At 49.7% G+C, this 24,728-nt stretch carries 19 protein-coding genes; 9 read left to right on the top strand and 10 right to left on the bottom strand.

From position 1 onward, the window contains the following. Positions 1-4: 4 nt before the first annotated feature. On the bottom strand, positions 5-2,773 hold the full coding sequence (polA, locus tag M1D30_RS13490; protein ID WP_248504840.1) for a DNA polymerase I: 2,769 nt from the start codon (positions 2,771-2,773) through the stop codon (positions 5-7). An 87-nt stretch (positions 2,774-2,860) separates the two neighbouring features. On the opposite strand from polA, the gene M1D30_RS13485 reads away from it, so the two are divergent. Continuing rightward, positions 2,861-3,841, top strand: coding sequence for a polyprenyl synthetase family protein (locus M1D30_RS13485; protein ID WP_248504838.1), 981 nt, complete (start codon positions 2,861-2,863; stop codon positions 3,839-3,841). Positions 3,842-3,844: 3 nt separating this feature from the next. On the opposite strand, the gene deoC is transcribed toward M1D30_RS13485, so the two are convergent. From deoC to mnmG, 6 genes are all read right to left on the bottom strand, one after another. Continuing rightward, positions 3,845-4,735 (bottom strand): deoxyribose-phosphate aldolase, encoded by an 891-nt coding sequence (gene deoC / locus M1D30_RS13480; RefSeq protein ID WP_248504836.1) that lies wholly within the window; start codon positions 4,733-4,735, stop codon positions 3,845-3,847. 12 nt (positions 4,736-4,747) lie between these two features. Then, the gene (locus M1D30_RS13475) at positions 4,748-5,098 is read right to left on the bottom strand and encodes a nucleotide pyrophosphohydrolase (RefSeq protein ID WP_248504834.1); all 351 of its coding nucleotides are present in this window, start codon (positions 5,096-5,098) and stop codon (positions 4,748-4,750) included. A gap of 184 nt (positions 5,099-5,282) precedes the next feature. Then, on the bottom strand, positions 5,283-5,735 hold the full coding sequence (dtd, locus tag M1D30_RS13470; protein ID WP_248504833.1) for a D-aminoacyl-tRNA deacylase: 453 nt from the start codon (positions 5,733-5,735) through the stop codon (positions 5,283-5,285). 835 nt (positions 5,736-6,570) lie between these two features. Beyond that, positions 6,571-8,415: an excinuclease ABC subunit UvrC gene (gene uvrC, locus M1D30_RS13465; protein ID WP_248504831.1), complete on the bottom strand. Its 1,845-nt coding sequence runs from the start codon at positions 8,413-8,415 to the stop codon at positions 6,571-6,573. 65 nt (positions 8,416-8,480) lie between these two features. Next, positions 8,481-9,008, bottom strand: a complete 528-nt coding sequence (locus M1D30_RS13460) for an adenine phosphoribosyltransferase (protein WP_248504829.1) — start codon at positions 9,006-9,008, stop codon at positions 8,481-8,483. 104 nt (positions 9,009-9,112) lie between these two features. Beyond that, positions 9,113-11,056 carry a tRNA uridine-5-carboxymethylaminomethyl(34) synthesis enzyme MnmG gene (gene mnmG / locus M1D30_RS13455; protein WP_248504828.1) on the bottom strand — a complete coding sequence of 648 codons (1,944 nt, stop codon included), beginning with the start codon at positions 11,054-11,056 and terminating at the stop codon, positions 9,113-9,115. Positions 11,057-11,173: 117 nt separating this feature from the next. Here mnmG and M1D30_RS13450 point away from each other — a divergent pair, with 117 nt between their 5' ends. From M1D30_RS13450 to M1D30_RS13435, 4 genes are all read left to right on the top strand, one after another. Further along, positions 11,174-12,586 (top strand): leucine-rich repeat domain-containing protein, encoded by a 1,413-nt coding sequence (locus tag M1D30_RS13450; RefSeq protein ID WP_248504825.1) that lies wholly within the window; start codon positions 11,174-11,176, stop codon positions 12,584-12,586. Positions 12,587-12,795: 209 nt separating this feature from the next. Beyond that, positions 12,796-13,509, top strand: a complete 714-nt coding sequence (locus tag M1D30_RS13445) for a succinate dehydrogenase/fumarate reductase cytochrome b subunit (protein WP_248504823.1) — start codon at positions 12,796-12,798, stop codon at positions 13,507-13,509. A gap of 39 nt (positions 13,510-13,548) precedes the next feature. After that, entirely contained in the window at positions 13,549-15,528 is a 1,980-nt protein-coding gene (locus M1D30_RS13440; RefSeq protein WP_248504821.1) for a fumarate reductase/succinate dehydrogenase flavoprotein subunit, read from the top strand. A gap of 5 nt (positions 15,529-15,533) precedes the next feature. Then, the gene (locus M1D30_RS13435) at positions 15,534-16,292 is read left to right on the top strand and encodes a succinate dehydrogenase/fumarate reductase iron-sulfur subunit (RefSeq protein WP_248504812.1); all 759 of its coding nucleotides are present in this window, start codon (positions 15,534-15,536) and stop codon (positions 16,290-16,292) included. 132 nt (positions 16,293-16,424) lie between these two features. On the opposite strand, the gene M1D30_RS13430 is transcribed toward M1D30_RS13435, so the two are convergent. Beyond that, entirely contained in the window at positions 16,425-17,108 is a 684-nt protein-coding gene (locus tag M1D30_RS13430; RefSeq protein ID WP_248504811.1) for a four helix bundle suffix domain-containing protein, read from the bottom strand. Between the two features lie 127 nt (positions 17,109-17,235). Here M1D30_RS13430 and M1D30_RS13425 point away from each other — a divergent pair, with 127 nt between their 5' ends. Both M1D30_RS13425 and M1D30_RS13420 read left to right on the top strand, forming a co-directional pair. Continuing rightward, positions 17,236-18,576, top strand: coding sequence for a fibronectin type III domain-containing protein (locus M1D30_RS13425; protein WP_248504809.1), 1,341 nt, complete (start codon positions 17,236-17,238; stop codon positions 18,574-18,576). Between the two features lie 260 nt (positions 18,577-18,836). Then, a complete protein-coding gene (locus M1D30_RS13420) occupies positions 18,837-20,828 on the top strand; it encodes a sensor histidine kinase KdpD (RefSeq protein ID WP_248504807.1) in 1,992 nt (663 codons plus the stop codon). Here M1D30_RS13420 and pgeF read toward each other — a convergent pair. Next, the gene (gene pgeF / locus M1D30_RS13415) at positions 20,817-21,614 is read right to left on the bottom strand and encodes a peptidoglycan editing factor PgeF (RefSeq protein WP_248504805.1); all 798 of its coding nucleotides are present in this window, start codon (positions 21,612-21,614) and stop codon (positions 20,817-20,819) included. The genes M1D30_RS13420 and pgeF overlap by 12 nt on opposite strands. A gap of 59 nt (positions 21,615-21,673) precedes the next feature. On the opposite strand from pgeF, the gene M1D30_RS13410 reads away from it, so the two are divergent. Both M1D30_RS13410 and murQ read left to right on the top strand, forming a co-directional pair. Beyond that, complete coding sequence (locus tag M1D30_RS13410) at positions 21,674-22,519, top strand: family 16 glycosylhydrolase (protein WP_371874107.1); 846 nt, start codon at positions 21,674-21,676, stop codon at positions 22,517-22,519. Positions 22,520-22,525: 6 nt separating this feature from the next. Then, on the top strand, positions 22,526-23,329 hold the full coding sequence (gene murQ / locus M1D30_RS13405) for an N-acetylmuramic acid 6-phosphate etherase (protein ID WP_256466172.1): 804 nt from the start codon (positions 22,526-22,528) through the stop codon (positions 23,327-23,329). 6 nt (positions 23,330-23,335) lie between these two features. On the opposite strand, the gene M1D30_RS13400 is transcribed toward murQ, so the two are convergent. Then, the gene (locus M1D30_RS13400) at positions 23,336-24,721 is read right to left on the bottom strand and encodes a hypothetical protein (protein WP_248504803.1); all 1,386 of its coding nucleotides are present in this window, start codon (positions 24,719-24,721) and stop codon (positions 23,336-23,338) included. Positions 24,722-24,728: the final 7 nt, after the last annotated feature.

The raw sequence follows: 24,728 nt of genomic DNA, 5'->3' as shown, positions 1-24,728 counted from the left end.
TTGTTTAATGGGCTTCCAGCCAGTTCTTACCAAACCCTGAGTCGGCCACCAGCGGCACGCTGAGGGGGAAGGCACGCTGCATCTCCTCGAGGACGATGCGTTCCACCTGCTCCTTCTCTTCTGGATAGACTGAGAAGTTCAATTCGTCGTGCACCTGCAGGATCATCTTCGAACGGATGCCCTCGGCCTTGAAGCGTTCGTAGATATGTATCATGGCCACCTTGATGATATCGGCAGCCGTGCCCTGGATGGGGGCGTTGATGGCGTTGCGCTCGGCAAAGCCACGTACAGTGGCGTTCTGCGAGTTGATATCGGGCAGGTAGCGGCGACGGCCGAAGAGGGTAGTGACGTAGCCTTGCTTGCGCGCCACCTCTTTCGACTGCTCCATGTAGTCGTGCACCTGTGGGAAGGTATCGAAGTAGCCGTCAATCAGCATCTTAGCCTCGTCGCGAGGGATGTCCAGGCGCTCGGCCAAGCCAAACACGGTGATGCCGTAGATGATGCCGAAGTTGGCACGTTTCGACTTCGTTCGCTCGTCGCGCGTCACCTCTTCAATGGGTTTTTTATAGATGTTGGCGGCCGTGGCAGCATGCAGGTCCTTACCTTCGCTGAACACGCGCACCATGTTCTCGTCTTGCGACAGATGGGCCATCACGCGCAGTTCAATCTGACTGTAGTCTGCTGAAAAGAACAGACATCCTGGCTCAGGAACGAAGGCTTTTCGTATTTCCTTGCCGTCCTCGCCACGGATGGGAATGTTTTGCAGGTTGGGGTCGCTCGACGACAGTCGGCCAGTGGCTGTGATGGTCTGATTAAACGAGGTGTGGATGTGACCTGTCTTGGGGTTTATCAACTTGGGCAGAGCATCGATATAGGTGCCAATGAGTTTCTTTAACCCTCTGTGTTCCAAGATGTCCGACACGATCTCGTGCTTGTTCTTCAGTTGCTGAAGTACCTCCTCGCTGGTCACATACTGACCCGTCTTGGTCTTCTTGGCCTTCTCCACAATCTTCAGTTTGTCGAACAGTATTTCGCCTACCTGCTTGGGCGAGGCAATGTTGAACGACTGGCCTGCCAACTCATAGATACGTGCCTCTATCTGGTTCATGCGCTCGGTTAGAATCTTTGACGTTTCGCTCAGTGATTCTGTATCCAGGCACACGCCGTTCATCTCCATCTCGGCCAGCACGGGCATCAGGGGCATCTCGATGTCGTAGAAGAGTTTTTCGCAGTCGTACTTCTTCAACTCGGGCTCCAACTTGTTTTTCAGTTGCAGGGTGATGTCGGCATCCTCGCACGCATACTCATACACCTGCTGGGGTGTGAGGTCGCGCATGGATTTTTGGTTCTTACCCTTCGGACCTATGAGTTCGTCAATGTGTATGGTCTGATAGTTCAGATAAATCTCGGCCATGTAGTCCATGTTGTGTCGCAACTCGGGTTGGATCAGGTAGTGGGCAATCATCGTGTCCCACATCTTACCTTTCAACTCGATGTCGTAATTTCTTAACACCTCGAGGTCGTACTTCAAATTCTGACCTACCTTCAGGATTTTAGGGTCCTCATAGAGCGGTTTAAAGAAATTAACAATTCGCAACGCTTCTTCACGATTGGCAGGAATGGGCACATAAAATGCCTTGTGTTCCTCCACCGAGAAGCTTAAACCCACCAATTCGGCGTCGATGGCCGAGGTTGAAGTGGTCTCTGTGTCTAGAACGAGAAAATCTTTTGTTAGAAAATAATCACGTAATTGTTTTATTTCTTCCTCATTTTCAACGAGTTTGTAGTCGTGAGTGGTCATTTTAAGGGTCTCAAAACTCGAAAATTTTGAGTCGACTGTGCCCACGGGCGCGAATTCTGCAAAGAGAGAGAGCTCTAAATTATCAGTTTTTGGCTTCTTTTCAGCTTTTTTAAGAACTCGGTTGGTGAGCGACTTAAATTCGAGTTCGGCGAAGAGGGCAGTGAGTTTTTCTTCATCGGGCGACTTCATCTCGAGATCGGCCAGGTTGAGGTCGATGGGTACCTCCGTACAGATGGTGGCCAGGTAGTACGACATGCGGATGTCCTCCACATGCTCCTCCACCTTTTTCTTCAAGGCACCCTTCAACTCGTCCGTGCGCTGAAGCAGTTCATCCACCGAGTTGAAGTCGGTGATGAGTTTTGTGGCCGTCTTCTCGCCCACACCAGGACAGCCAGGGAAGTTGTCGGCCGAGTCGCCCATCAATGCCAGCAGGTCGATGACCTGGAGTGGGGTGGTGATGCCATATTTCTCGCACACCTCCGTTGGACCCATCACCTCGTAGCCACCACCATGGCGAGGACGATATATTTTCACTTTCTCAGTGACCAACTGCCCATAGTCCTTGTCGGGCGTCAGCATAAACGTCTCTATTCCTTCGATGGAATCGGCCTTTTTTGCCAGTGTACCCACCACATCGTCGGCCTCGTAGCCATCCACCTGCAGCACAGGTATGCGATAGGCAGCCAGCAGTTCCTTGATGATGGGAACGGCCTTTTTGATGTCCTCAGGTGTGGCTTCGCGCTGGGCCTTGTAGGCAGGAAACTTCTCGCTGCGGAAGGTGGGGCCATGGGGGTCGAAGGCCACGCCAAGATACTTGGGTTGCTCCTTTTCGATCACCTCCTGCAGGGTGTTCACAAAGCCGATGATGGCACTTGTGTTGAGTCCCTTGGAGTTGATGCGAGGGTTCTTGATAAATGCGTAGTACGACCTGTAAATGAGGGCGTAAGCATCGAGCAAAAAGAGTTTATCCATATGATATTTCGTAATTTCGTGTAAAATTACTAAAAAAATTACCAATATCGAGATATTTTCTGTAATTTTGTGGCAAAATTCGTAAAAATGGACTATTTATCGCTTATCAAACAGCCAATTGCTCAGGAATTCAATGAGTTTACAGAACTTTTCAGTCAGTCGCTGACCTATGGTGACGGACTGGTATCGGATGTGCTTAGTCATATCCGGCAGCGTGGTGGTAAGCGTATGCGTCCTATTCTGATGCAGCTCATCGCCAAGAACTATGGGGGTGTGACCAAAGTGACGCAGAGTTCGGCCATTGGCTTGGAACTGCTCCACACAGCCTCGCTGGTGCACGATGATGTGGTGGACGAGAGCGAGGAGCGTCGCGGTCAGGCTTCTGTGAATGCTTCTTATAATAATAAGGTTGCCGTTCTGACGGGCGATTTTATCCTTTCTACGGCTCTTTTGCACGTGTCATATACCAATGATCGTCGCATCATCGAGAACCTGGCCGAGTTGGGCCGTACACTGGCTTCCGGCGAGCTGTTACAGTTGCAAAACATTAGTAATCAGGAGATTTCCGAGGAGATCTACTATGATGTTATCAGACAGAAAACAGCCGTTTTGTTCGAGTCGTGCGCCTCGATTGGTGCCATGTCGGCAGGGGCTACTGACGAGGAAGTGGCTCAGGCGGCTGAGTTTGGCCGTAACCTGGGTATCATGTTCCAGATACGCGATGACATCTTCGATTATTACGACTCGAAAGAGATAGGAAAACCTACTGGCAATGATATGGCTGAGGGAAAACTGACCTTGCCTGTGATCTATGCACTGAACCAAAATCCTCAGTACGAGTCGATGATGACCTTGGCTCGCAAAGTGAAGGCAGGCACGATTAATGCCGATGAAATCGCTGTTTTGGTAGAGTTTACGAAAGAGTGTGGCGGCATTGAATATGCTGAAAAGCGCATGAATGACTTCTATCTGAAGGCCCAGTCATACATAGAAAAAGCGGTAAACGACGAAGCTCTTCGTACGTCGCTTACCGCCTATATCGATTACGTGATCAAGCGCAAGAAGTAGTTCTTAGAAGAACTTCACTTCCTCACCGACCACCTCGCTCAACAGCAGGTTGGCCAGTCGTGATGTGCCCATGCGGAACCACTTGTTGGTGAGCCACTTCTCGCCCAGAACCTCTTTCACGATGGTGTAATAGATCAGGGCGTCCATCACGCTGTTCAGACCTCCAGCGGGCTTGAAACCAATCTGAACGCCCGTCTGCTCGTAGTACTCCTTGATGGCCTGACACATCACGTAGGCTGCCTCGGGTGTAGCTGCTGGCTCGAGCTTACCCGTAGAGGTCTTGATATAGTCGCCACCGGCATACATCGACAGGATAGAGGCAATCTTGATGTTCTTGGCGGTCTTCAGGCAACCGGTCTCCAGAATCACCTTCATATCGTGCTCGCCGCAGGCTTCCTTCTGTTGCTGAATCTCGTCGACCACGGTCTCGTAGTCGCCCTCCAGGAACTGTCCCACAGGCATCACGATATCAATCTCTGTGGCGCCGTCTTTGATGGCCAGTGAGGTCTCTACGGTCTTCACCTCAATCAGACTCTGAGAAGAGGGGAAACTGCCCGATACACAGGCCACTTCTACACCTTCCACCTCGAGGGTCTCGCTTACAATCTTGGCGAACTTAGGATACACGCAGATGGTAGCTACGTGTGGTAGGTTGGGGTAGGCCTCTTCAAACTGGTTGACCTTCTCGGTGAAAGCCAGCACTGAGGTATCGCTATCAGTTGTCTTCAGGGTGGTGAGTTCCACGCTGCCCATCAGGAATTTCTTCACCTCGGGGGTGTCGTTCTCGTGCACTTTCTCGGCAATGATCTTCTTCACTGCTTCCTTCACTTCCTCGTCGGTGATGTCGAGGTTGTACTTGCTGAGCACCTGCTCAATCTTACTCGTTTCTGCCATAGTTATTATGCTTTAAAGTTTCTTTAATTTGGGGTTGGAGATATGTCTTTCTGCGTCTCTTTTCGTCTTTTTATCGATGGATTTCTGCAGTTCTTCGGTCAGATCAACACCTGTCTGATTGGCCAGACAGAGCAATACCCACAGCACGTCGGCCATCTCTTCGCCCAGGGCTGCCTTACCATTATCGGCCTTCCTGGGGTCTGACTCCTTCCACGACTGCTCGCCGTAGCGCCGACTGATCACGCGGGCCAACTCACCCACTTCCTCAGTCAGCACGGCCATGTTGGTCAGCTCTGAAAAGTAGCGCACGCCGTACGACTTAATCCATTCATCTACAGTATTTTGTGCTTCTTGTATTGTCATTCTTAATGCCTTAATCTTCTGTATATATCTAATATGAAAATTACTATCAAAATGATCCAAGCAGGAATCAGCATCTTTTCTTTGCAGAAGTAGATTTCGGCAACCACAAGCAGTATGACGATGGGTAACATGCGTAGTTCCCATTTGTATTGCTGCTTCAGCTTCTCATTTCTTATCAGTTTCATTACTCCTTGTTCTTGGTGTCCATGCATATAGTGACAGGCCCGTCGTTAAGCAATTCTACCTTCATATCAGCGCCGAATTCACCCGTGCCTACAGGTTTACCCAGAGCCTCTGATAAATCGCGGCAGAAGGCCTCGTAGAGTGGGATAGAGTGCTCGTGAGAGCCGGCACGGAACCACGAGGGACGGTTGCCTTTCTTGTAACTGGCAAAGAGCGTGAACTGACTGACCACCAGCGCCTCTCCCTGTACGTCCAGGATCGAGCGGTTCATCACGTCGTTCTCGTCGCCAAACACCCTCAGATTGGCTATCTTCTTCACCAGCCAGTCCACGTCCTCCATGGTGTCCTCATCGCAGACGCCCAACAGGATCAAAAAACCCTGCTGGATGGCCGATTTCACGGTGCCGTTGATGGTGACGCTGGCGTGGGTGACGCGTTGTATAACTGCTCGCATTTCTTTCTTTTTTCGGCAAAGTTACAATAATTAATTGGTTTTTCCAAATTTTGATAATCCATTTTGTCTTATTATTAAGACAATACTCTCTGAATTTTGTGTACAAATGCCCCTCTGAGATTTAAAAATTCTCCACCAAAAATTTTTTGCGCGCGTACAGGCGAAATATGCGCAAATAACTAATATACTGATTGTTAGAGGCTTATAAAAAACCCTCCAAAAGTGTAAAGAATCAGAAAGCGTTCGCATATTCGTTTAGGGTGCAACGGAGGCTGAGTTACGGTGTAAAACAGCCTGAGTTGCATTGTAAAACAGGCTCCGTTAGGGTGTAACTCAGCCTCCGTTGCATCGTAAAATCGATAGGGGGCAAAAATGGGCGAAAATCAAGCCAAAAATACCCCAAAAACACCCCTTTCGCCACTCTAGTTTGTCCATTCTCAGACCCCTAATTTTTAGCACTTTTTCTTTACATGTATAATTAATTATGGCATATCGGCATATCGGCATAACGGCATACCATTTGGTTTTTTCACTTATATGATAGGGAGCGTGAAGAAGGGTAGTATAATAACTATATATAATATATATTATAATATATATTAAATATAGAATATATATATCTTTTCCGTCGATGCGCCATAAAAATATCGATTTCCCAAATGATATGCCGTTATGCCGTTATGCCGATATGCCATAAACCGAAAAACCACCCAATCGTTTTCTTGATTTATTCCTGACAACGAAGAGAAGTCTTGCGTCCCGTTGGTAGCAAGCGTCCTTCGGCCGAGCGCTCGACAGGCTCGAGATGACATTTCATTATTAATCAAGGGGAATATTAAGATTCGCCGGTTGTGTTTTCAGGGTGGAAATAGTCGTAGACGATTTGGGCTTTTGCGGCTCCAATGAGGTCGGTGAGCGTGTCGAGGTTGGCCTCACTAATCTTTTTAACCGATTTAAGGGCATTTAGAAGCCCGTCACGCGTTTTTGGGCCGATTCCCTTGATACTATCAAGCTCCGACTCTAAAGCGCGCTTAGAACGCTTCTCTCGATGGAATGTGATGGCGAAGCGATGCACCTCGTCCTGAATCTGGGTGAGCACGTGGAAGAGTTCTGAGTCGGTCTTCAGCTGCACCGACATGGGTGGGAAGCCGTAGAGCAGTTCGTTGGTACGGTGGCGGTCGTTCTTGGCCAGACCGGCGATGGGGATGTCCAGGTTCAACTCGTCCTGGATCACCTCGCGGATGACACCCATCTGACCTTTGCCACCGTCGGCAATGATGAGGTCGGGTAGGGGTTGTTCCTCTTCTAGGAGTCGACTGTAACGACGGTGAACCACCTCCTTCATCGACGCATAATCGTCGGGTCCCACCACCGTCTTGATATTGTATTTCTTGTAGTCCTTCTTACTGGGCTTCATACTCTTGAAGACCACGCAGGCGGCCACGGCGTCCGTACCAGAGATATTTGAGTTGTCGAAGCACTCTATCTGATAGGGCAGTTTGGGTAGTCCCAGCTTCTCCTGCAACTCCTTCATCAGGCGTACCTGCTTTTGCTCAGGATTCAATTTTTCGGCCTGTTTCAGACGATCGAACTTATACTGCTTGCCGTTCATCAACGACAGGTCGAGGAGGGTCTTCTTGTCGCCTCGCTGGGGCACTGTGAACACCACGTTTTCCAGTTCCATATCAGGTTCGAAAGGTACCACAATCTCCTTGGAATGACTGTTAAAACGCTCGCGCATCTCGATGATGCCCAACTGCAACAGCTCCTGTTCCGTCTCGTTCAGACGCTTCTTGTATTCGAACGTAAAGCTCTGATTAATAGAGCCATTCGACACGTGGATATAGTTCACGTAGGCCACTTTCTCGTCGTTGGTAATCGAGAAAACGTCCACGTTGTCGATAGTATGGCTCACCACCTCGCTCTTACTCACGAACGAGTCTATCAACAGGTATTTGCGCTTCACCTCCTCGGCCTCTTCAAAGCGCAGTTCCTCGGCCAACTGCTCCATCTCGGCACGCATGTCGCGCAGGATCTGGCGCGTGTTTCCCTTTAGAATCTCGCGTGCCTGCGCAATGTTTTTCTGATAGTCCTCGAAGCTCTGGCGCGCCACACAAGGGCCTAAGCAGTTCTTGATATGATACTCCAGGCACGTCTGGTATTTGCCTGCCTTAACGCCCTCCTTTGTCATGGGCTGACGACACGTTCTGGGCTTATAGAGCTTGTTGATGAGGTCCAGAACGGCATACATAGACGCAGCGTGAGAGTAGGGGCCGTAGTAGGTGCCCCATTTCTTGTTGATGGTGCGCGTTTTGAAGATGCGTGGGAAGGGTTCGTTAGTGATACAAATGCTGGGGTAGGTCTTACCGTCCTTCAAAAGCACGTTATACCGTGGATTGTACTTCTTGATGAGCGAATTTTCCAATAGAAGGGCGTCTTCCTCCGTATTCACCACCGTATAACTGATGTCGTGGATCTTAGATACCAGTACTTTGGTCTTAAAACGGTCCACTTCGGTGTGGAAGTAGGACGAGACGCGCGATTTCAGACTCTTAGCCTTACCCACGTATATGATGGTGTGCTCATCGTCATAAAACTGGTAACTGCCAGGTTTTTCTGGTAGTCGTGCCACGATGCTTTTTAAATACGCCAAGCGCTTCTCGTTCTCTTCCTTTGTCATATTGCTCTTTGTTTCACGTGAAACAGAAATGCGATATTCTCCTTTGTTTAAGGCACTTTGCCGAATCAGATGGTCATCAGCGTTGTCAGGTCGATATCCTTAAACTCGTCGCGTCCGTGCAGTCCCTCGTCAGTGATTTCGATAATGAAGTTCATGTACACCTTCTTGGGGTGGAAGTGCTGTACGAGTTTGTAGGCTGCCTTAGCCGTGCCGCCAGTGGCCAGCAGGTCGTCGTGAATCAGAACCACATCGTTTTCGTTGATAGAATCGATGTGCATCTCGATGGTATCCACGCCATATTCCTTAGAGAACGACTCCTTGATGACGGTAGAGGGGAGTTTGCCAGGCTTGCGTGCCAAAACAACTCCAGCACCCAGTCGGACGGCGAGGGCAGCGGCCATCACAAAACCACGACTTTCAATACCAACGATCTTGGTGATGCCTTTGTCTTTGTAAAGCTCGTACAACTCGTCGGTCATAATTTTCATGCATTCGGCATTCTTGTAGAGTGTTGTCACGTCTCTGAAGTTGATGCCTTTTTTGGGGAAATCTGGAATGCAACGCAGATTGTCCATCAATACTTTGTTGTTCATATTCAGTGAGTTATAATTGTTACACATATACAATTGTTTCACATGAAACATTGCTATTTTTCTTTGTACATCGGCTGCTGCGGCCGTCTGTCATTACAGAAAGCTTAGCGCCCCATCAGTACCAAAAGTACGTTGATGTCGCTGGGCGAAACGCCAGGAATGCGACTGGCCTGTGCCAGTGTCTCAGGATCGATGGCCGTGAGTTTTTGGCGGCACTCGGTGGAAAGTCCCTGCAACTTCTCGTAATCAAAGTGCCCTTTTATTCGGATGTTTTCCAAGCGGTGCATCTTGTCGGCCACCAAGCGTTCGCGCTCGATGTAACCTTTATACTTGATACGAATTTCTGCTGCTTCGCTGATTTCGGCCTTTCTGTTGGGCAGTTTGTCGATGAATTCGCGCAGTTCTGGAATAATGTCCATCAGATTGTTAAAGTTCAACTGCGGACGCGCAATCAGGTCTTCCAACTTCACGCCAAACTGGAGTGGGGTGGTGCCCAACTGCTCGAGGGCGCCATTAATTTCCTTCGCTTTTATCGGGAATGTTTTGCAGAATTCAACGATTTCTTCGATTTTCGCCTTCTTCTCCATCCACCAATCGAATCGGTCTTTTTTCGCCAATCCAATCTCGTAGGAGCGTTCTGTGAGTCGTGCGTCGGCATCATCCTGACGCAACAGAATGCGATATTCGGCACGCGAGGTGAACATACGGTAAGGCTCGTCGACACCCTTCGTCACCAGGTCGTCGATCAAAACACCGATATACGATTCATCGCGATGCATCACAAATTCCTTGTTTCCATCGCACTTCAGAGCTGCATTGATGCCAGCCACAAGCCCCTGTCCGGCCGCCTCTTCATAGCCTGTGGTGCCGTTCACCTGACCAGCAAAGAAGAGTCCTTCAATTTTCTTCGATTCCAACGTATGCTTTAACTGCGTAGGGTCGAAGAAATCGTATTCTATGGCATAGCCGGGGCGATACACCTTGGCCTGCTCTAAACCAGGAATCATTCGGAGGGCAGCGATTTGTACGTCCATGGGCAGTGACGACGAGAAGCCATTGAGATACATCTCGTTGGTCTCGCTGCCTTCAGGCTCGAGGAAAAGCAAGTGTTGTTCGCGATCAGGGAAGGTCACGAGCTTCGTTTCTATCGAAGGACAGTAGCGTGGTCCGATGGACTGTATCTGGCCGTTGTAGAGTGGGGAATCTGCCAGTCCTGAGCGTAGCATCTCGTGCACGGCAGGGCTGGTGTAGCATTCCCAGCAAGGGAGCTGGGGGAGCATGCCGGATTGTCCGGATATTCCGGATTTTCCGGATTTTCCGGATTTTCCGGGGAAATACGAAAAGCGATACGCACGCTGCTCGCCGTCCTGCTGGCGCATCTTCGAAAAATCCACGCTGCGCTTGTCGATGCGGACGGGCGTACCCGTCTTCATGCGGGCCGAGCGGATGCCGTGCTGTGCGATGCTCTCTGTGAGGTGCTCGGCAGCAGGTTCTGCGATGCGTCCGCCCTTTACCATCTTTCGGCCGATGTGCATCAAGCCGTTGAGGAAGGTGCCAGCCGTTATCACCACGCTCTTGGCGCGAATCTCGGCACCCCAGATGGTGCGCACGCCCACCACTTGCTTTGTAGGCTGCGACGCTGTCGCAGCGCACTGGGAAGGCTCGACAATTAATTCGTCCACCTGATCTTGCCATACGTCGAGATTATCGGTTTCATCGATGACACGACGCCATTCCCAGATGAATTTTCCACGGTCGCACTGGGCACGGGGACTCCAAACGGCAGGACCTTTGCCCACGTTCAGCATGCGAAACTGGATGGCGGTGGCGTCTGTCACGCGTCCCATCTGTCCGCCCAGGGCGTCAATCTCGCGCACAATCTGTCCTTTGGCAATGCCGCCTACGGCAGGATTGCACGACATCTGTGCAATCTTGTTCATGTCCATCGTCACCAGCAGCGTCTTTGCGCCCATGTTGGCGGCTGCACAGGCAGCCTCACAGCCGGCATGACCGCCGCCTACGACCACTACGTCATATTTCAGTATCATTCGTTCTAGAACTTTATTTTTCCGATGCAAAATTACAAAAAGTTCTGCAAAAAGACCCACACTTTCAGAAAAATACATTAAATTTGCACGCGTTAAACCGGTAAACCTGTTTTTTGTATGCTGAACGTAACAAGAAAGAGTGGCAAAGTAATTCTGCTGGGCATTATAACAGCGACGGCACTGGTGTCGTGCATGAAAGACCACAGTGACGGTGGAGGTGGCTATATCACCCGTCCTTATCAGGAAGATGGCTATTATTGCGATGGAAAACTGTTCTATTCGATGGATCACTCCACGGCTTGCGTAGTGGGGTCGGACGGTGGCACTTCGTCGATTGTGATACCCGATGCTATCCAGATTAACGAGATAACCTATCCTGTGGGCAGTATCAAGAACCTGGGCATCTATCAGTCGCCTGGCGAGAGCGGACAGTTTGGCCCCACGGTCAATAACGGCCTGTCCAGTATACAACTGGGTCCCAATGTGGCCTCTATCCAGTCGGACACCAAGGACGATGTGTTTTATGAGCGCGTGGTACTGACACCACGTGGCGAAGAGATCTATCTGCCACCCCTGGCCATCAGTGCGCCCCTGAAACGCCGCTATCCCATCAAAGACGTCGTTGTGAGATACGGCAACCCCATCTATGATTCTCGCGAGAACAGTAACTGCCTGATTCATTATGCCTCAGGACGCGTGGTGTTTGGCGGCGTGGCTGCAAAGGTGCCCCCTGCCATCAGCGAGATTGCCCCCTGCGCTTTCGTGGGGTGCGAGAGTCTGAAGAAAGACTGCACGTTGCCCAACGGACTGGTCTCGATTGGCTATTCCGCTTTCCAGAACTGCGCGCTGTCGAAGGTCGTTCTTCCACAGTCGTTAGAGGCCATTGGCGCTGGCGCCTTTTGGGGTAACCACCTGCGCGAGATTGCCATTCCTGCCAAGGTGAGTGAGATTGGCGACAATGCCTTCGCCGACAACGACCTCTTGGCCATCAGCGTTGACGAGGCCAACGAGATGTTCGACTCGCGCAACAACTGTAATGCCGTTATCCAGACCGATAGTAATGCGCTGGTGATTGGCTGCGACAACACCGTCTTCCCCAACGAGATCAGGTCTATCAACACGTGCGCCTTCTACGGCTGCACCCGCCTGAAGATCACGAGTCTGCCAGACAGTCTTGAGTCTATTGGCGACCACGCCTTCATGGATTGTGTCAACATCGATACGCTTGTGGTGCCCGAGCGGACGAAAAACATTGGAAAGGCGGCCTTCTATGGCTGTAAAAAACTAACGTATGTTGTTCTGCCTGAGGATGTTACGGTGGGCGAAGGTGCTTTTCGTAACTGTAACGGCCTGACGCGAGGAACGGTGAAGGTGATGTTCCACAATCCTGATGCCGTGGACCCTGCCGTCTTTGGCTTCAGTAATCCTGAGGAAAAGGCCTACCGACTGCTGGTGCCCGACGAGGCCGAGACACTTTTCCTGGAGTCAAAATGGCGCAACTATTTCCTGTCAATCGTGACCTATAAGTAGGCAGACAAAGACATCACGAAAAAAAATATCGCAAGATAAATGAGATTTCTGACTGAAAAAGTTTGAAATCTCATTATTTTATAGTACTTTTGTGGCCGCAACACATGTGTGCGTACTTACTTTTAAGTATAAACTCTTGCCCGTGAGGGTGGTCCTGATGCTGACAATAAATCTAAAATCAATATTAATTCATTAATTTACAATCATTTATGTGGTTATTTAATTCATCAATTGGTAGAAAGGTGGTGATGTCGCTCACTGGCATCGCGCTGATTCTGTTTTTGACGTTCCACTGCTGCATGAACTTGGTTGCGCTGTTCTCGGGCGAGGCTTACAACACTATTTGTGAGATGCTCGGCGCCAACTGGTATGCCGTAGCGGCAACTTTGGGACTGGCAGCTTTGGCTGTGCTTCACATCGTGTATGCTTTCATTCTGACTGCTCAGAACCGCAAGGCTCGTGGTAACAATCGCTACGAGGTGGCTACAACGGTGAACGCCGGCAAGGTGGAGTGGGCATCAAAGAACATGCTCGTGCTGGGTATCATCATCGCATTGGGTCTGATCCTGCACCTGTTCAACTTCTGGTACAACATGATGTTTGCCGAGCTGACTGGTATGACTGTGGCTCACAGTCCCGCTGATGGCTTCGCCTTCATTCAGGACACCTTCAGCAACATGACCTTCGTGGTGCTCTACATCATCTGGCTCGTGGCTATCTGGATGCACCTGACTCACGGCTTCTGGAGCTCTCTGCAGACCCTGGGCCTCAGTGGCAAGACTTGGTTCTGCCGTTGGAAGACCATCGGCTTCATCTACGTTACCCTGCTCATGCTGGGCTTCCTCGTAGTGGTATTGGCTTTCGCATTCGGTTGCGCTCCTTCACTCTGTGACGGCAGCTGCGCCTGCGGAATTTGCTGCTAATTTGCATTATGAATTAAGAATTAAGCATTAAAAGAAATTATGGCTAAAGTATTAGATTCAAAGATTCCAGCAGGACCAGTGCCTGAGAAATGGAAGGAATATAAAGCTCACCAGCGTCTGGTTAACCCCAAGAACAAGCTGAAGCTCGACGTGATCGTTGTTGGTACCGGTCTGGCTGGTGCTTCTGCAGCTGCTTCACTTGGCGAGATGGGCTTCAACGTGATTAACCTGTGTATTCAGGACTCTCCCCGTCGTGCTCACTCTATCGCTGCTCAGGGTGGTATCAACGCCGCTAAGTGCTATCAGAACGATGGTGACTCTGTTTACCGTCTGTTCTACGATACTGTAAAGGGTGGTGACTATCGTGCTCGCGAGGCTAACGTTTATCGTCTGGCTGAGGTGTCTAACAATATTATCGACCAGTGCGTGGCTCAGGGCGTTCCCTTCGCTCGTGAGTACGGTGGTATGCTGGCCAACCGTTCATTCGGTGGTGCTCAGGTTAGCCGTACCTTCTACGCTAAGGGTCAGACGGGTCAGCAGCTGCTGCTGGGTGCCTACAGCTCACTGAGCTGCCAGGTGAACGCTGGCAAGGTGAAGCTCTACACCCGTTACGAGATGGAGGATGTGGTGATCGTTGACGGTCGCGCTCGTGGTATTATCGCCAAGAACCTGGTTACTGGCGAGCTGGAGCGTTTCTCTGCTAACGCTGTGGTAATCGCTACTGGTGGTTATGGTAACACTTACTTCCTCTCTACCAACGCTATGGGTTGTAACTGTACTGCTGCTGTTCAGTGCTATCGTAAGGGTGCTTACTTCGCTAACCCCTCTTACGTTCAGATTCACCCCACCTGTATCCCCGTTCACGGCGACAAGCAGTCTAAGCTGACGCTGATGTCTGAGTCTCTGCGTAACGACGGTCGTATCTGGGTGCCCAAGAACATTGAGGACGCAAAGAAACTTCAGAAGGGCGAGATGCAGCCTTGGGAGATTGCCGAGGAGGATCGCGACTACTATCTGGAGCGCCGTTATCCTGCATTCGGTAACCTGGTTCCCCGTGACGTGGCTTCTCGTGCCGCTAAGGAGCGTTGCGACAAGGGCTTTGGTGTGAACAACACTGGTCTGGCCGTTTACCTCGACTTCTCTGAGTCTATCAACCGTCTGGGTATCGACGTGATCATGCAGCGCTATGGTAACCTGTTCGAGATGTACGAGGAGATCACTGACGTGTTCCCTGGCGAGCTGGCTAACGAGATCAATGGCGTGAAGTACTACAAGCCCATGATGATCTATCCTGCTATCCACTACACCATGGGTGGTATCTGGGTTGACTACGAGTTGCAGACCACTATCCCCGGTCTGTTCGCTATCGGTGAGTGTAACTTCTCTGACCACGGTGCTAACCGTCTGGGTGCTTCTGCTCTGATGCAGGGTCTGGCCGATGGTTACTTCGTGCTGCCTTACACCATCCAGAACTACCTGGCTGACCAGAGCATCTGGGGTAAGATTTCTACCGATCGTCCTGAGTTCGACGAGGCCGAGAAGGGCGTTAACGCTGAGATCGACCGTCTGCTCAACATCAAGGGTAAGCGTTCTGTTGACTCTATCCACAAGGAGCTGGGTCACATCATGTGGGAGTATGTTGGTATGGGTCGCACCGCTGAGGGCCTGAAAGAGGGCCTGAAGAAGATGCACGAGCTCGAGAAGGAGTTCGACACCAACCTCTTCGTTCCTGGTACTAAGGAGGGTCTCAACGTGGAGCTCGACAAGGCTATCCACCTGCGCGACTTCTTCACCATGGGTCAGCTCGTAGCATTCGACGCTCTCTCTCGTAACGAGTCTTGTGGTGGTCACTTCCGTGAGGAGTACCAGACCGAGGAAGGCGAGGCTAAGCGCGACGACGAGAACTACTTCTACGTTGGCTGCTGGGAGTACAAAGGCAAGGGCAACGAGCCTGAGCTCATCAAGGAGCCCCTGGAGTACGAAGCAATCAAGGTACAAACACGTAACTATAAGAATTAATTAGTATGGCAAGAAATATTTCATTTACTATAAAGTTCTGGCGCCAGAATGGCCCCAAGGACCAGGGACACTTCGATACCCACGAAATGAAGGATATCCCCGATGATACCTCTTTCCTTGAGATGCTCGACATCCTGAACGAGGAGCTCATCAACGAAGGCAAGGAGCCTTTCGTGTTCGACCACGACTGCCGCGAGGGTATCTGCGGTATGTGCTCACTCTACATCAACGGTACACCTCACGGTCGCACTGAGCGTGGCGCTACCACCTGTCAGCTCTACATGCGTCGTTTCAACGATGGCGACGTAATCACTGTGGAGCCCTGGCGCTCGGCTGCCTTCCCCGTGATCAAGGACTGTATGGTCGACCGCTATGCCTTCGATAAGATTATCCAGGCTGGTGGCTACACCTCTATCCGTACTGGTCAGGCTCAGGACGCTAACGCTATCCTGATTCCTAAGGAGGATGCCGACGAGGCTATGGACTGCGCTACATGTATTGGTTGCGGCGCTTGCGTTGCAGCATGTAAGAACGGTTCTGCCATGCTCTTCGTTTCGTCAAAGGTTTCTCAGCTGGCCCTGCTTCCCCAGGGTAAGATTGAGGCTGCCCGTCGTGTGAAGAACATGATCGCCAAGATGGACGAGCTGGGCTTTGGTAACTGTACCAACACCCGTGCTTGTGAGGCTGTATGTCCTAAGAATGAGACCATCGCTAACATCGCTCGCCTGAACCGCGAGATGATCAAGGCAAAGTTGGCTGATTAAGGATATCACCTGATATTTAATTAAAAGGGGCGATTCTATTGAAGAATCGCTCCTTTTAATTTTTCCGGAATTTCCGGAATTTCCGGACATTCCGGATTTTCTGGATTTTCTGGACATTCCGGATGTTCTGGGCTATCCGGCATCACCATCCAGAAGGGCCCTAAGGCGCTTCACTTCTGCCCTTAAAGTCTCTATTTCCTTCTGCTGCCGAGCAATGATTTGTTTCTGCGTCTCGCGTTGTTCCAGCCTTGCGGCAGTCATACGCTCACGAATACCACCTTCTGTTGTAAACTCTCGGTCTTTACGCTCAATATAGCTGGTTAGAGCCTTGTCCACTTGATGACATAAGCAGATAGCCATATTAGCTAACTCCTCATCGTTCATCTTGCTTAAGAGCGGCTGGTAGTCCTCATACTTACTGTGATATTTGCAGAAATCGTGCATACGCTCGAATCGCTGATTCTTTCCGAACCATTCCACTTTCCCCTTACGTTTTAAATAATCCTGATAGTCCTCCAAAAGTTCCTTGTTGCTACCACGAGCTATGCCCAGCAGTTTCATCTCTACCTCCATTGATGTCTGCCCATCACTACTTCCTTCTGCAATATTTTGCTTTGTACTACGCGCAGCCTGAACCATTTGATCCACAGTTCTATCACCGTACTGAGGCAAATAACGTTGACAGAATATCTGGGTTATCTGATAGAGTACATCGCTGCGCTGATAGAAACGCAATTCTGTAAACACGACAGCCTTGCGTAGCACACTTGTCGTCCCATCCTTGTAGTGGTTTACGTTGACCTGTTTATTATCCATACCAATTGAATTCGTTTTGCAAAAGTACAACTTTTTCCATTTATCGCTTCATAATTCGGAAAGTTTTCGTATATTTGCCGACAGAATATCTAATAACATAAAGTTAAACCCCTAAAACTAGATTTATATGAGAAAACAACTTTTATCCTTTTTCACCATCGCTTGGGTGACACTATTGATAAGTGCATTTGGTATCTCGTGTGGAGGTGACGATAGTTCTGATGGAGATACAGGCAAGGGCGGCTCCGAGCAGGTCTTTACTGGATCGGTGACTAATTTAACGGCATCTTCGGCTTCCATTTCTTGCAACTATACTTCTGGAAAAAGCGCAAGTTCCCTTCAACTTGGTGTGATGTATTCTACAGAAAGAAGTGTTGTGGATAATAGGCAGGGCGTATTATGCTTGTCAAGCAATATCTCTGGGAATGCCTATACAGTAGAACTTGCTAACCTGCAATCGAACACCATCTACTACTATCGTGCGTTCATGATAAGCGGTGGGAATACCTACTATGGAAGTGTTAACAGCTTTACGACCTCTCTGGGAGGACTTGTCAATACAGGTGATGCAACCAATATCACCTATAAATCGGCGACTATCTCTAGCAGTTTCAGGAATAGTGCTATTTTAAGCTATGAATCGTTGGGCGTACAATACTCAGAAAGCAAAGAGGGATTTGAGAGTGGCTATTACAATTGGGTCACTACCTCTGAAATTACAAGTGGCAATACGTTTACCGTTTCATTGAAAAATCTTAGTGAACAAACCACTTATTATTATCGAGCTTATGTCAAAGACTATAAGACGACCTACTATGGGGATATTAAGAATTTTACTACGCCCAAAAACACTATAAACTATTATGGTCACGAATATGTTGACCTCGGATTGCCGAGTGGCACGAAGTGGGCCACGATGAATGTTGGTGCAACTACTTCTGAGGAATCTGGTGATTACTATGCCTGGGGCGAGACGACGACAAAAACGAGTTACACCAAAGACAACTACAAGTGGAAAGGGCTCACTACCGATGAACTGGAATCGCGTGGCGTTGTTAAGAAGGTTTCAAATAGTGATTACACTTTAACAGCAAACTATGACGTAGCGACCTTGAAATGGGGAAGTGTCTGGCGCATGCCTACTTATAGTGAAATCAACGAATTAGAGAAATATACAAAGATTACAGCGACGACTCAGAACGGAGTGAATGGATTCCTTCTGACCAGCACGGTAAATAAGAAAACCATCTTCTTTCCTGGTGCATGGTATTGGAATGAAAACGGAATAAGAAGCAACTCTGATTTTTACAGATGTACCTGCTGGTCGTCGTCACTTAATAATTACTATGATGAATACTCAATAGCGCTTTGGATTGACAATGGAAGTAGTTATGGTATGAAGAATATTAGTTATACAGGTGCTGAGCGATACTATGGTTCGCCAGTCCGTCCTGTTACTAGTTATTAAGAACAAATGCGAGGGAGATAGATTCAAGGTCTATTTCCCTCGTTTATTTATGTTGCCTTCTTTTTGTTTTAAAATATACAATGACCTTTTAGAATTTACAAAAATGCTTGGGAATAGTTGAAAATAATGCATCATCTTTGCTGGTTAGACAGATATTTATTAACTTTGCAGACGGAAGAACATACCTGAACGTGTTCCCTAACCATTTTCCAATATTAAAATTCAAGGTAACTATGATATTAAGTTTTAAAAAGATTGTAATGACAGCTACTTTGCTGGTAGCAGGCGTTTCCCTTTATGCACAGCAGCAACCATCGATCGAGGAACAGAATGAGCAGGCGTTTGCACAGCGTATATACGAAGCACAGGTGAGTGGAAACGACACGGCTTTCTATGATGTTAATCAGTCTTTCTTGAACTATCTGGAACAGCATGAGGACTGGGAAAAGTTCTATCGTGCGTGGTTGAACCGTGCTATCTATGACGTCAACCAAAAGCACTTCCATCGTGCCTTCATCCAGATTCATCATATCATGGAGGATATTCGCGACCGTCGTCAGGAGCAATATCTCTATATTCCTAATATGGCTTTGGGGCTATATTATAATAGTCGTAACCTGCCAGAGATGGGTGAGGAGTATTTCCGTCGCGCGCTTCGTAGCATCGACACAGAGCACGAGACGACTGCAGTGTTCAACTGCTATCTCTCTCTGGCCCAGTCGCTCAGTTTTAAGCGTCCTTCCGAGGCCATGGCTTGTCTTGACAGTCTGCCCCAGCAGATGCTTCAGAACCCGATGTTTGAGAGTGGCGTGCTGGGCTATCGCTGTATCATTGCCAACATGATGGGCGATGAAGCGGCCTTTAATGGCTATTTTGAGAAGTACGACAGCATCCGTCAGAACAATCCCTCGCAGTTTAATGCTGCCAACCTCGAGCAGGTGATGGTTTGCCGATGCCTGATGCGTGATGATTATCAGGGTGCACTGGCCTGGTGCGACTCTGTCAAGGTGCTGGAGGTGGCTAACGAGTTGCGCATGAATGTCTATGAGAAGATGGGCGACTGGGAGCGTGCCTTCCGTTGTGCAGAACTGAAGGACAGTCTGTCGCATGCTGCCGACAGCGAGGTGCTGAGCGAGGAGCTTGTTGACCTGACCCACGACATCGACTTGCTGCAATCAGAGCGCGAGAAAGCCGAGCTTCGCCACATGCAACTGTGGATCGTCGGCGTGATGGCGCTCTTCATCATCGCTCTGCTTGTGTGCATGCTGATTTATCGCCACAGAAAGAATCGCCGACTCAAGGAACAGTTCCTGCAGTTGCAGGAGGCTCATCGCAGTACTGAGGCTGCTCAGGCCATCCGCCGTGCTTTCGTGAGCACCATCAAGGATAAGCTGAATTCGCCCATCAACGTGCTGCGTAACTATGCACGCGCTATCAATACGCCTGACTTCAATCTGAATCCAGAGGGACAAAACAAGCGCTATCGTGATATCATCAATTCTGCCCATCAGATTGAGTCGCTGATGGACTCTGTACTCGATTCCTATGCACGTGGAACGGCAAGTATCACTGAGGAGGAGAAGCGCATCTGTCTGGATGCGCTGCGTTCGCCCATCCAAACGTTGATAGGCACAGCGGAGTTTATCATTGAGGCCAACGCACAAATTCCTCAGGAGGAATATCTGAAGATGCGTCACGAGATATGTCGCGATGCTTATCATGTGGCTGTTTCCACCCACAAGCTTGTGCTGTATAGTCTCTATGGTGATGATATTCCAACGCCTAAACAGGATGTGGTGGGCTTGAACGAGATAGCCCATTCTATCCTGAACAGTTATGACCTGCACCAGGAGGCCTCACCACTTTCTGCAGACAGAAAGCGTACGCTGGAACTAGAGTTTAAGTCGGATGTGGCTGACGATGTGAAGGTCACTGTTAGTCCGTTGCTGCAGGAGCTGATGAATTGCCTGCTTGATAATGTTGATAAGTATGCCACCAGCGGCAAGGTGCTGATGACTTGTCATGCAGAGTCCAATGGCACTTACTCTATCTCTGTCAGCAATACGGGTCCTGTGATTCCTGCTGCTGATGCTGAGCGCATCTTCGAGCCGTTCGTACGTCTCTCACCCACAGAGCACACGCTTGGTATCGGACTGCCGCTGGCTCGTCGCCTCGCTAATTCGATGGGCTATAGTCTTACGCTCGACCTGGAATATACCACTGGTGCCCGTTTTGTTGTTTCAGGTATTTGATTCCTGAAGCAGGATGCCTGTGAAGATGCGGCCTGAGTTTATGCTCAGTTTGCGTGCAGAAAAGAAGGTGTCCGACTGCTGGAAGGTGCATACGGGCGAGACGGCAATATGCGTCTCTGGGATACCTGCTGCCACGAGTTGCAGACGGTTGCATTCTGGCAGGTCTATGTGCCACTTCTCATATTTCTTACTGATCAGTTCCATTGGAAAGCCTTCTTTCTCGAAGGTCTGATACACCTCATCGCCCACCTCGAAGCTTTCCAGATGGATGCCAGGACCAATCTGGGCGATGAGATTTTGGGGATCTGAGCCAAAAACCCCTGTCATTCGCGCTACGGCCTTTTCTACGATGCGCTGGACTGTTCCTCGCCAGCCGGCGTGAATGGCGCAGGAGGCGCGCTGTATGGGGTCGTAGAGCAACACAGGGATGCAGTCGGCAGTAGACACGCCGATACACACGCCAGCTTCGTTTGTCATCAAAGCGTCGATTCCATCGAGTTTTTGCTGTATTTCCTCAGTCGGAAGAGTCAGCATCTCACGGTCAACGACTGCAATTTCCGCCAGATGTACCTGATGCGGCATCAGCAGACTATGGTCTTCGATGCCCAACAGTTGGCACAAAGCCTCACGATTTTTCTGGATGGCTTCTTCGCTGTCGCCGCAATAGCGGTTGATGTTAAACTCGCCATAGCGTCCTTCGCTATAGCCGCCCTGTCGTGTGCTGCTGAAGGCTGTCACGCCCTCGCCCAGGGGATAGTATTGCAATACGGGTTTCTTTGTCATCATGGTGCAAAGTTACGAGTTTTCTTTGGTATTCTCACGTTTTTTCCGTATTTTTGCAGCGTATGAAAAAGAACGTCACGATATTAGGCATGCTGCTATGGGCTGCGATGCCGCTTATGGCACAGGATTGGAAGTTGGTGTGGAGCGATGAGTTCAACAAGGACGGTCGTCCAGACAGCACCGTGTGGAACTATGAGCAGGGCTTCGTGCGCAACCACGAGGACCAGTGGTATCAGTCTCAGAACGCTTATCAGCAGAACGGCCTGCTGATTATCGAGGCACGACGTGAACAGCGTCCTAACCCCACCTATCGTGAGCATGCCCATTACTGGGGACAGCAGCGCAAGACGATTGACTATACTTCGGCTTGCCTCACCACGCAGGGGAAGTATTCCTTCCTCTACGGACGCTTGGAGGTGCGTGCCCGTATTCCCGTGGCTGGCGGTTCGTGGCCTGCCATCTGGACGTTGGGCAGCGGCATGGAGTGGCCCTCGTGTGGCGAGATTGACCTCATGGAGTTCTATCGCATCAACGGCGTGCCTCATATCCTGGCTAATGTGGCGTGGGGCAACGACCAGCATTATCAGGCTGTGTGGAACAGTAAAAAGACGAAATTTACCCATTTCATCGAGCGTGATCCCAACTGGGAGCAGCATTTTCATACATGGCGTATGGACTGGGACGAAACTGCCATCCGCCTCTACCTGGATGATGAGTTGCTCAATGAGGTGCCTCTTGCCTCTACTGTCAATGGTTCCATCGGCCGCCATCAGAATCCCTTCAACAGTCCGCAGTATCTCCTGCTGAACCTGGCCCTTGGTGGTGATAATGGTGGTACTATCGACAATGCTGCCTTCCCCATGCGCTACGAAATAGATTATGTCCGTGTGTATCAGAGAGCAAAATAATATCACGTGGAAACAAATGATAAGATAACAGAACAGCCCTCACGCTATGATCATCTGGAAGAGATGACGGTAGGCGAGTTGCTGGTGCATATCAACGAGGAGGATGCGCTGGTGGCTGAGGCCGTGGGCAGGGCTCTGCCGCAGATAGAGGCGCTGGTAAAAGCCATTGAGCCGCGAATGAAGCATGGCGGACGCCTCTTTTATGTGGGTGCCGGCACCAGCGGACGACTGGGTGTGCTCGATGCCAGCGAACTGCCGCCTACGTTTGGCGTTTCGCCCGACAGGGTGGTGGGTATCATCGCTGGGGGCGATGAGGCCCTCAGACGGGCTGTAGAGCGTGCTGAGGATATTCCTGAGCAGGGATGGCAGGACCTTGAGGCCTTTCAGCCGACTGCCGACGACACCGTGATAGGCATTGCGGCCTCGGGCACCACACCTTATGTTCTTGGAGCCGTCAGCGAGGCCAGGCGTCGTGGTTTGCTGACGGGCTGCATCACCAGTAACCCTCAAACCCCTTTGGCCAATGCCTCTGAGTATCCTATCGAGACCATCGTGGGACCAGAGTTCGTGACGGGTAGCAGTCGTATGAAGAGTGGCACAGCCCAGAAGATGGTTCTGAACATGATTTCCACCTCGCTGATGATTCGCCTGGGGCGCGTAAGTGGCAATCGCATGGTGAAGATGCAACTCACCAACGCCAAACTCATAGACCGTGGCACACGCATGATTCAGGAGTCCCTCGGCCTGGACTATGAAGAAGCAAAACGCCGCCTGCTGGAGGCAGGCAGCGTGGATAGGGTGCTGAAATAAGAAAGCTTATTTGTATTTTGACATCAGCTTGGTCATCTCGTTCATATATTTCTCTGTGAGTTCAATGAGGTATTTCTGAGTCTTCTGGCCCGATTTGGGTAGCGTGCCCAACTGCTTGTTCATGTCTGTGAAGGCCTTGTTCTGCTCGGTATAGAACTTCAGGATTTCCTTATAGAGGTCGGCCTGAAGATTATTCCTTTCGTTTTCAGGGATGTTTTGGATCTTATTGAACGACTTGATGAAGTCTTGGTATTTCTTGTCCAACTCCTTGTTTTGCTTAAGAAGCTGCTCGAAGTTTGACGAGGTGTTGAGTCGTGCCTGATAGTTCTTTCCAATGGACTCGTAGGTGGCTTTGATGAAGTCTATATCATTTTTAATAAAGAAGACTTTTGCCTGCAAACGCCATTCTATCTCCTGTTTCCATTGTGGGGTGGTCTTTACGTCGATGCGCTGACGGTCGTTGGGGGTGTAGGGCAGGGGAGTGACGTTCCACCTGTTGCTGTTGTCTTCAGGAGGTGTTATGATGTGAACCTCATCGATGGTTTCACAGGGAATCGAATCAGGCACAAAATCGTCGATAACAACTGTATCAGGACGCACTTCGAAAACTTTTCTTGCCTGTTCTGCCTTCCTTGCTATTTCCACAGTGTCGACATCAATTATGCCCAGGTCGAAATTTCCTCTCATCTTTTCCGCCATCTTTGCTCGTTCGTACAGGTCAGGACGCTTTGAGGTAATCATATATACTGAGCCTGTGATGATTTTGCTTTCACGACCTTTTTCCCATACAATGGCATAGATATCGCGCAGTTCTGGATTCTCAGTATTCTTCACGCACATGAACCACATCTCTTGATTGTAGTTGCGTCGAACGGGGATATCAGGCACCACCTTGTTGTCGCTGTTCACCATATCGATGCTATAAAGCTGCGTATTGTGAGGTGCCACATGTATAAAAGAGTAACTCAAGGGCTCATCTTTCATAAAGGCTTTTTCTATCTGTTCTGGATAGAAGTTCTCTTTTGCAGAAAAAGATACGATTCTCTCGCTCGACTCGATCAGGTTGGTGTTGGGATTCCTTTTGACAGAGAATTGGTTGGCATCATTCAGTCCCCATGAGGAGATCACATCATTCAACACTTTGATAACGTTTGTTGGCTTCTTTGTAGTTGTGGTGGTCTTAGTCGACGCAGTCGTAGATGTGGTCTTCTGGGCAGACTTTCCCTGAGTTTTTTTGGTGGATTTGTCTTGATTTTGAAGAGCCTTCATTCTTTTCAAATGTCCATCTACCTCCTTCCTTATCATGCTTCGCATTTGAGGAGTTACTCTTTGGGCGTTGGTTGTGGCAATGGCGCTGCAGGTAATGAGCAGCATGATGAAAAATCGTTTCATAATCAAT

The organism is Prevotella sp. E15-22, from assembly GCF_023204875.1.
In the GTDB taxonomy this organism is placed as follows: Bacteria; Bacteroidota; Bacteroidia; order Bacteroidales; family Bacteroidaceae; genus Prevotella.
This window is presented reverse-complemented; position numbering and strand designations above follow the sequence as displayed.

What these genes read in the sequence shown, in the direction of transcription:
- M1D30_RS13400 (WP_248504803.1), bottom strand. Translation starts at nt 24,721, where the DNA reads ATGAAACGATTTTTCATCATGCTGCTCATTACCTGCAGCGCCATTGCC.
- M1D30_RS13475 (WP_248504834.1), bottom strand. Translation starts at nt 5,098, where the DNA reads ATGACAATACAAGAAGCACAAAATACTGTAGATGAATGGATTAAGTCG.
- M1D30_RS13420 (WP_248504807.1), top strand. Translation starts at nt 18,837, where the DNA reads ATGACAGCTACTTTGCTGGTAGCAGGCGTTTCCCTTTATGCACAGCAG.
- M1D30_RS13425 (WP_248504809.1), top strand. Translation starts at nt 17,236, where the DNA reads ATGAGAAAACAACTTTTATCCTTTTTCACCATCGCTTGGGTGACACTA.
- mnmG (WP_248504828.1), bottom strand. Translation starts at nt 11,056, where the DNA reads ATGATACTGAAATATGACGTAGTGGTCGTAGGCGGCGGTCATGCCGGC.
- M1D30_RS13485 (WP_248504838.1), top strand. Translation starts at nt 2,861, where the DNA reads ATGGACTATTTATCGCTTATCAAACAGCCAATTGCTCAGGAATTCAAT.
- M1D30_RS13410 (WP_371874107.1), top strand. Translation starts at nt 21,674, where the DNA reads ATGAAAAAGAACGTCACGATATTAGGCATGCTGCTATGGGCTGCGATG.
- deoC (WP_248504836.1), bottom strand. Translation starts at nt 4,735, where the DNA reads ATGGCAGAAACGAGTAAGATTGAGCAGGTGCTCAGCAAGTACAACCTC.
- M1D30_RS13430 (WP_248504811.1), bottom strand. Translation starts at nt 17,108, where the DNA reads ATGGATAATAAACAGGTCAACGTAAACCACTACAAGGATGGGACGACA.
- dtd (WP_248504833.1), bottom strand. Translation starts at nt 5,735, where the DNA reads ATGCGAGCAGTTATACAACGCGTCACCCACGCCAGCGTCACCATCAAC.
- M1D30_RS13450 (WP_248504825.1), top strand. Translation starts at nt 11,174, where the DNA reads ATGCTGAACGTAACAAGAAAGAGTGGCAAAGTAATTCTGCTGGGCATT.
- M1D30_RS13460 (WP_248504829.1), bottom strand. Translation starts at nt 9,008, where the DNA reads ATGAACAACAAAGTATTGATGGACAATCTGCGTTGCATTCCAGATTTC.
- M1D30_RS13440 (WP_248504821.1), top strand. Translation starts at nt 13,549, where the DNA reads ATGGCTAAAGTATTAGATTCAAAGATTCCAGCAGGACCAGTGCCTGAG.
- polA (WP_248504840.1), bottom strand. Translation starts at nt 2,773, where the DNA reads ATGGATAAACTCTTTTTGCTCGATGCTTACGCCCTCATTTACAGGTCG.
- pgeF (WP_248504805.1), bottom strand. Translation starts at nt 21,614, where the DNA reads ATGATGACAAAGAAACCCGTATTGCAATACTATCCCCTGGGCGAGGGC.
- M1D30_RS13445 (WP_248504823.1), top strand. Translation starts at nt 12,796, where the DNA reads ATGTGGTTATTTAATTCATCAATTGGTAGAAAGGTGGTGATGTCGCTC.
- M1D30_RS13435 (WP_248504812.1), top strand. Translation starts at nt 15,534, where the DNA reads ATGGCAAGAAATATTTCATTTACTATAAAGTTCTGGCGCCAGAATGGC.
- uvrC (WP_248504831.1), bottom strand. Translation starts at nt 8,415, where the DNA reads ATGACAAAGGAAGAGAACGAGAAGCGCTTGGCGTATTTAAAAAGCATC.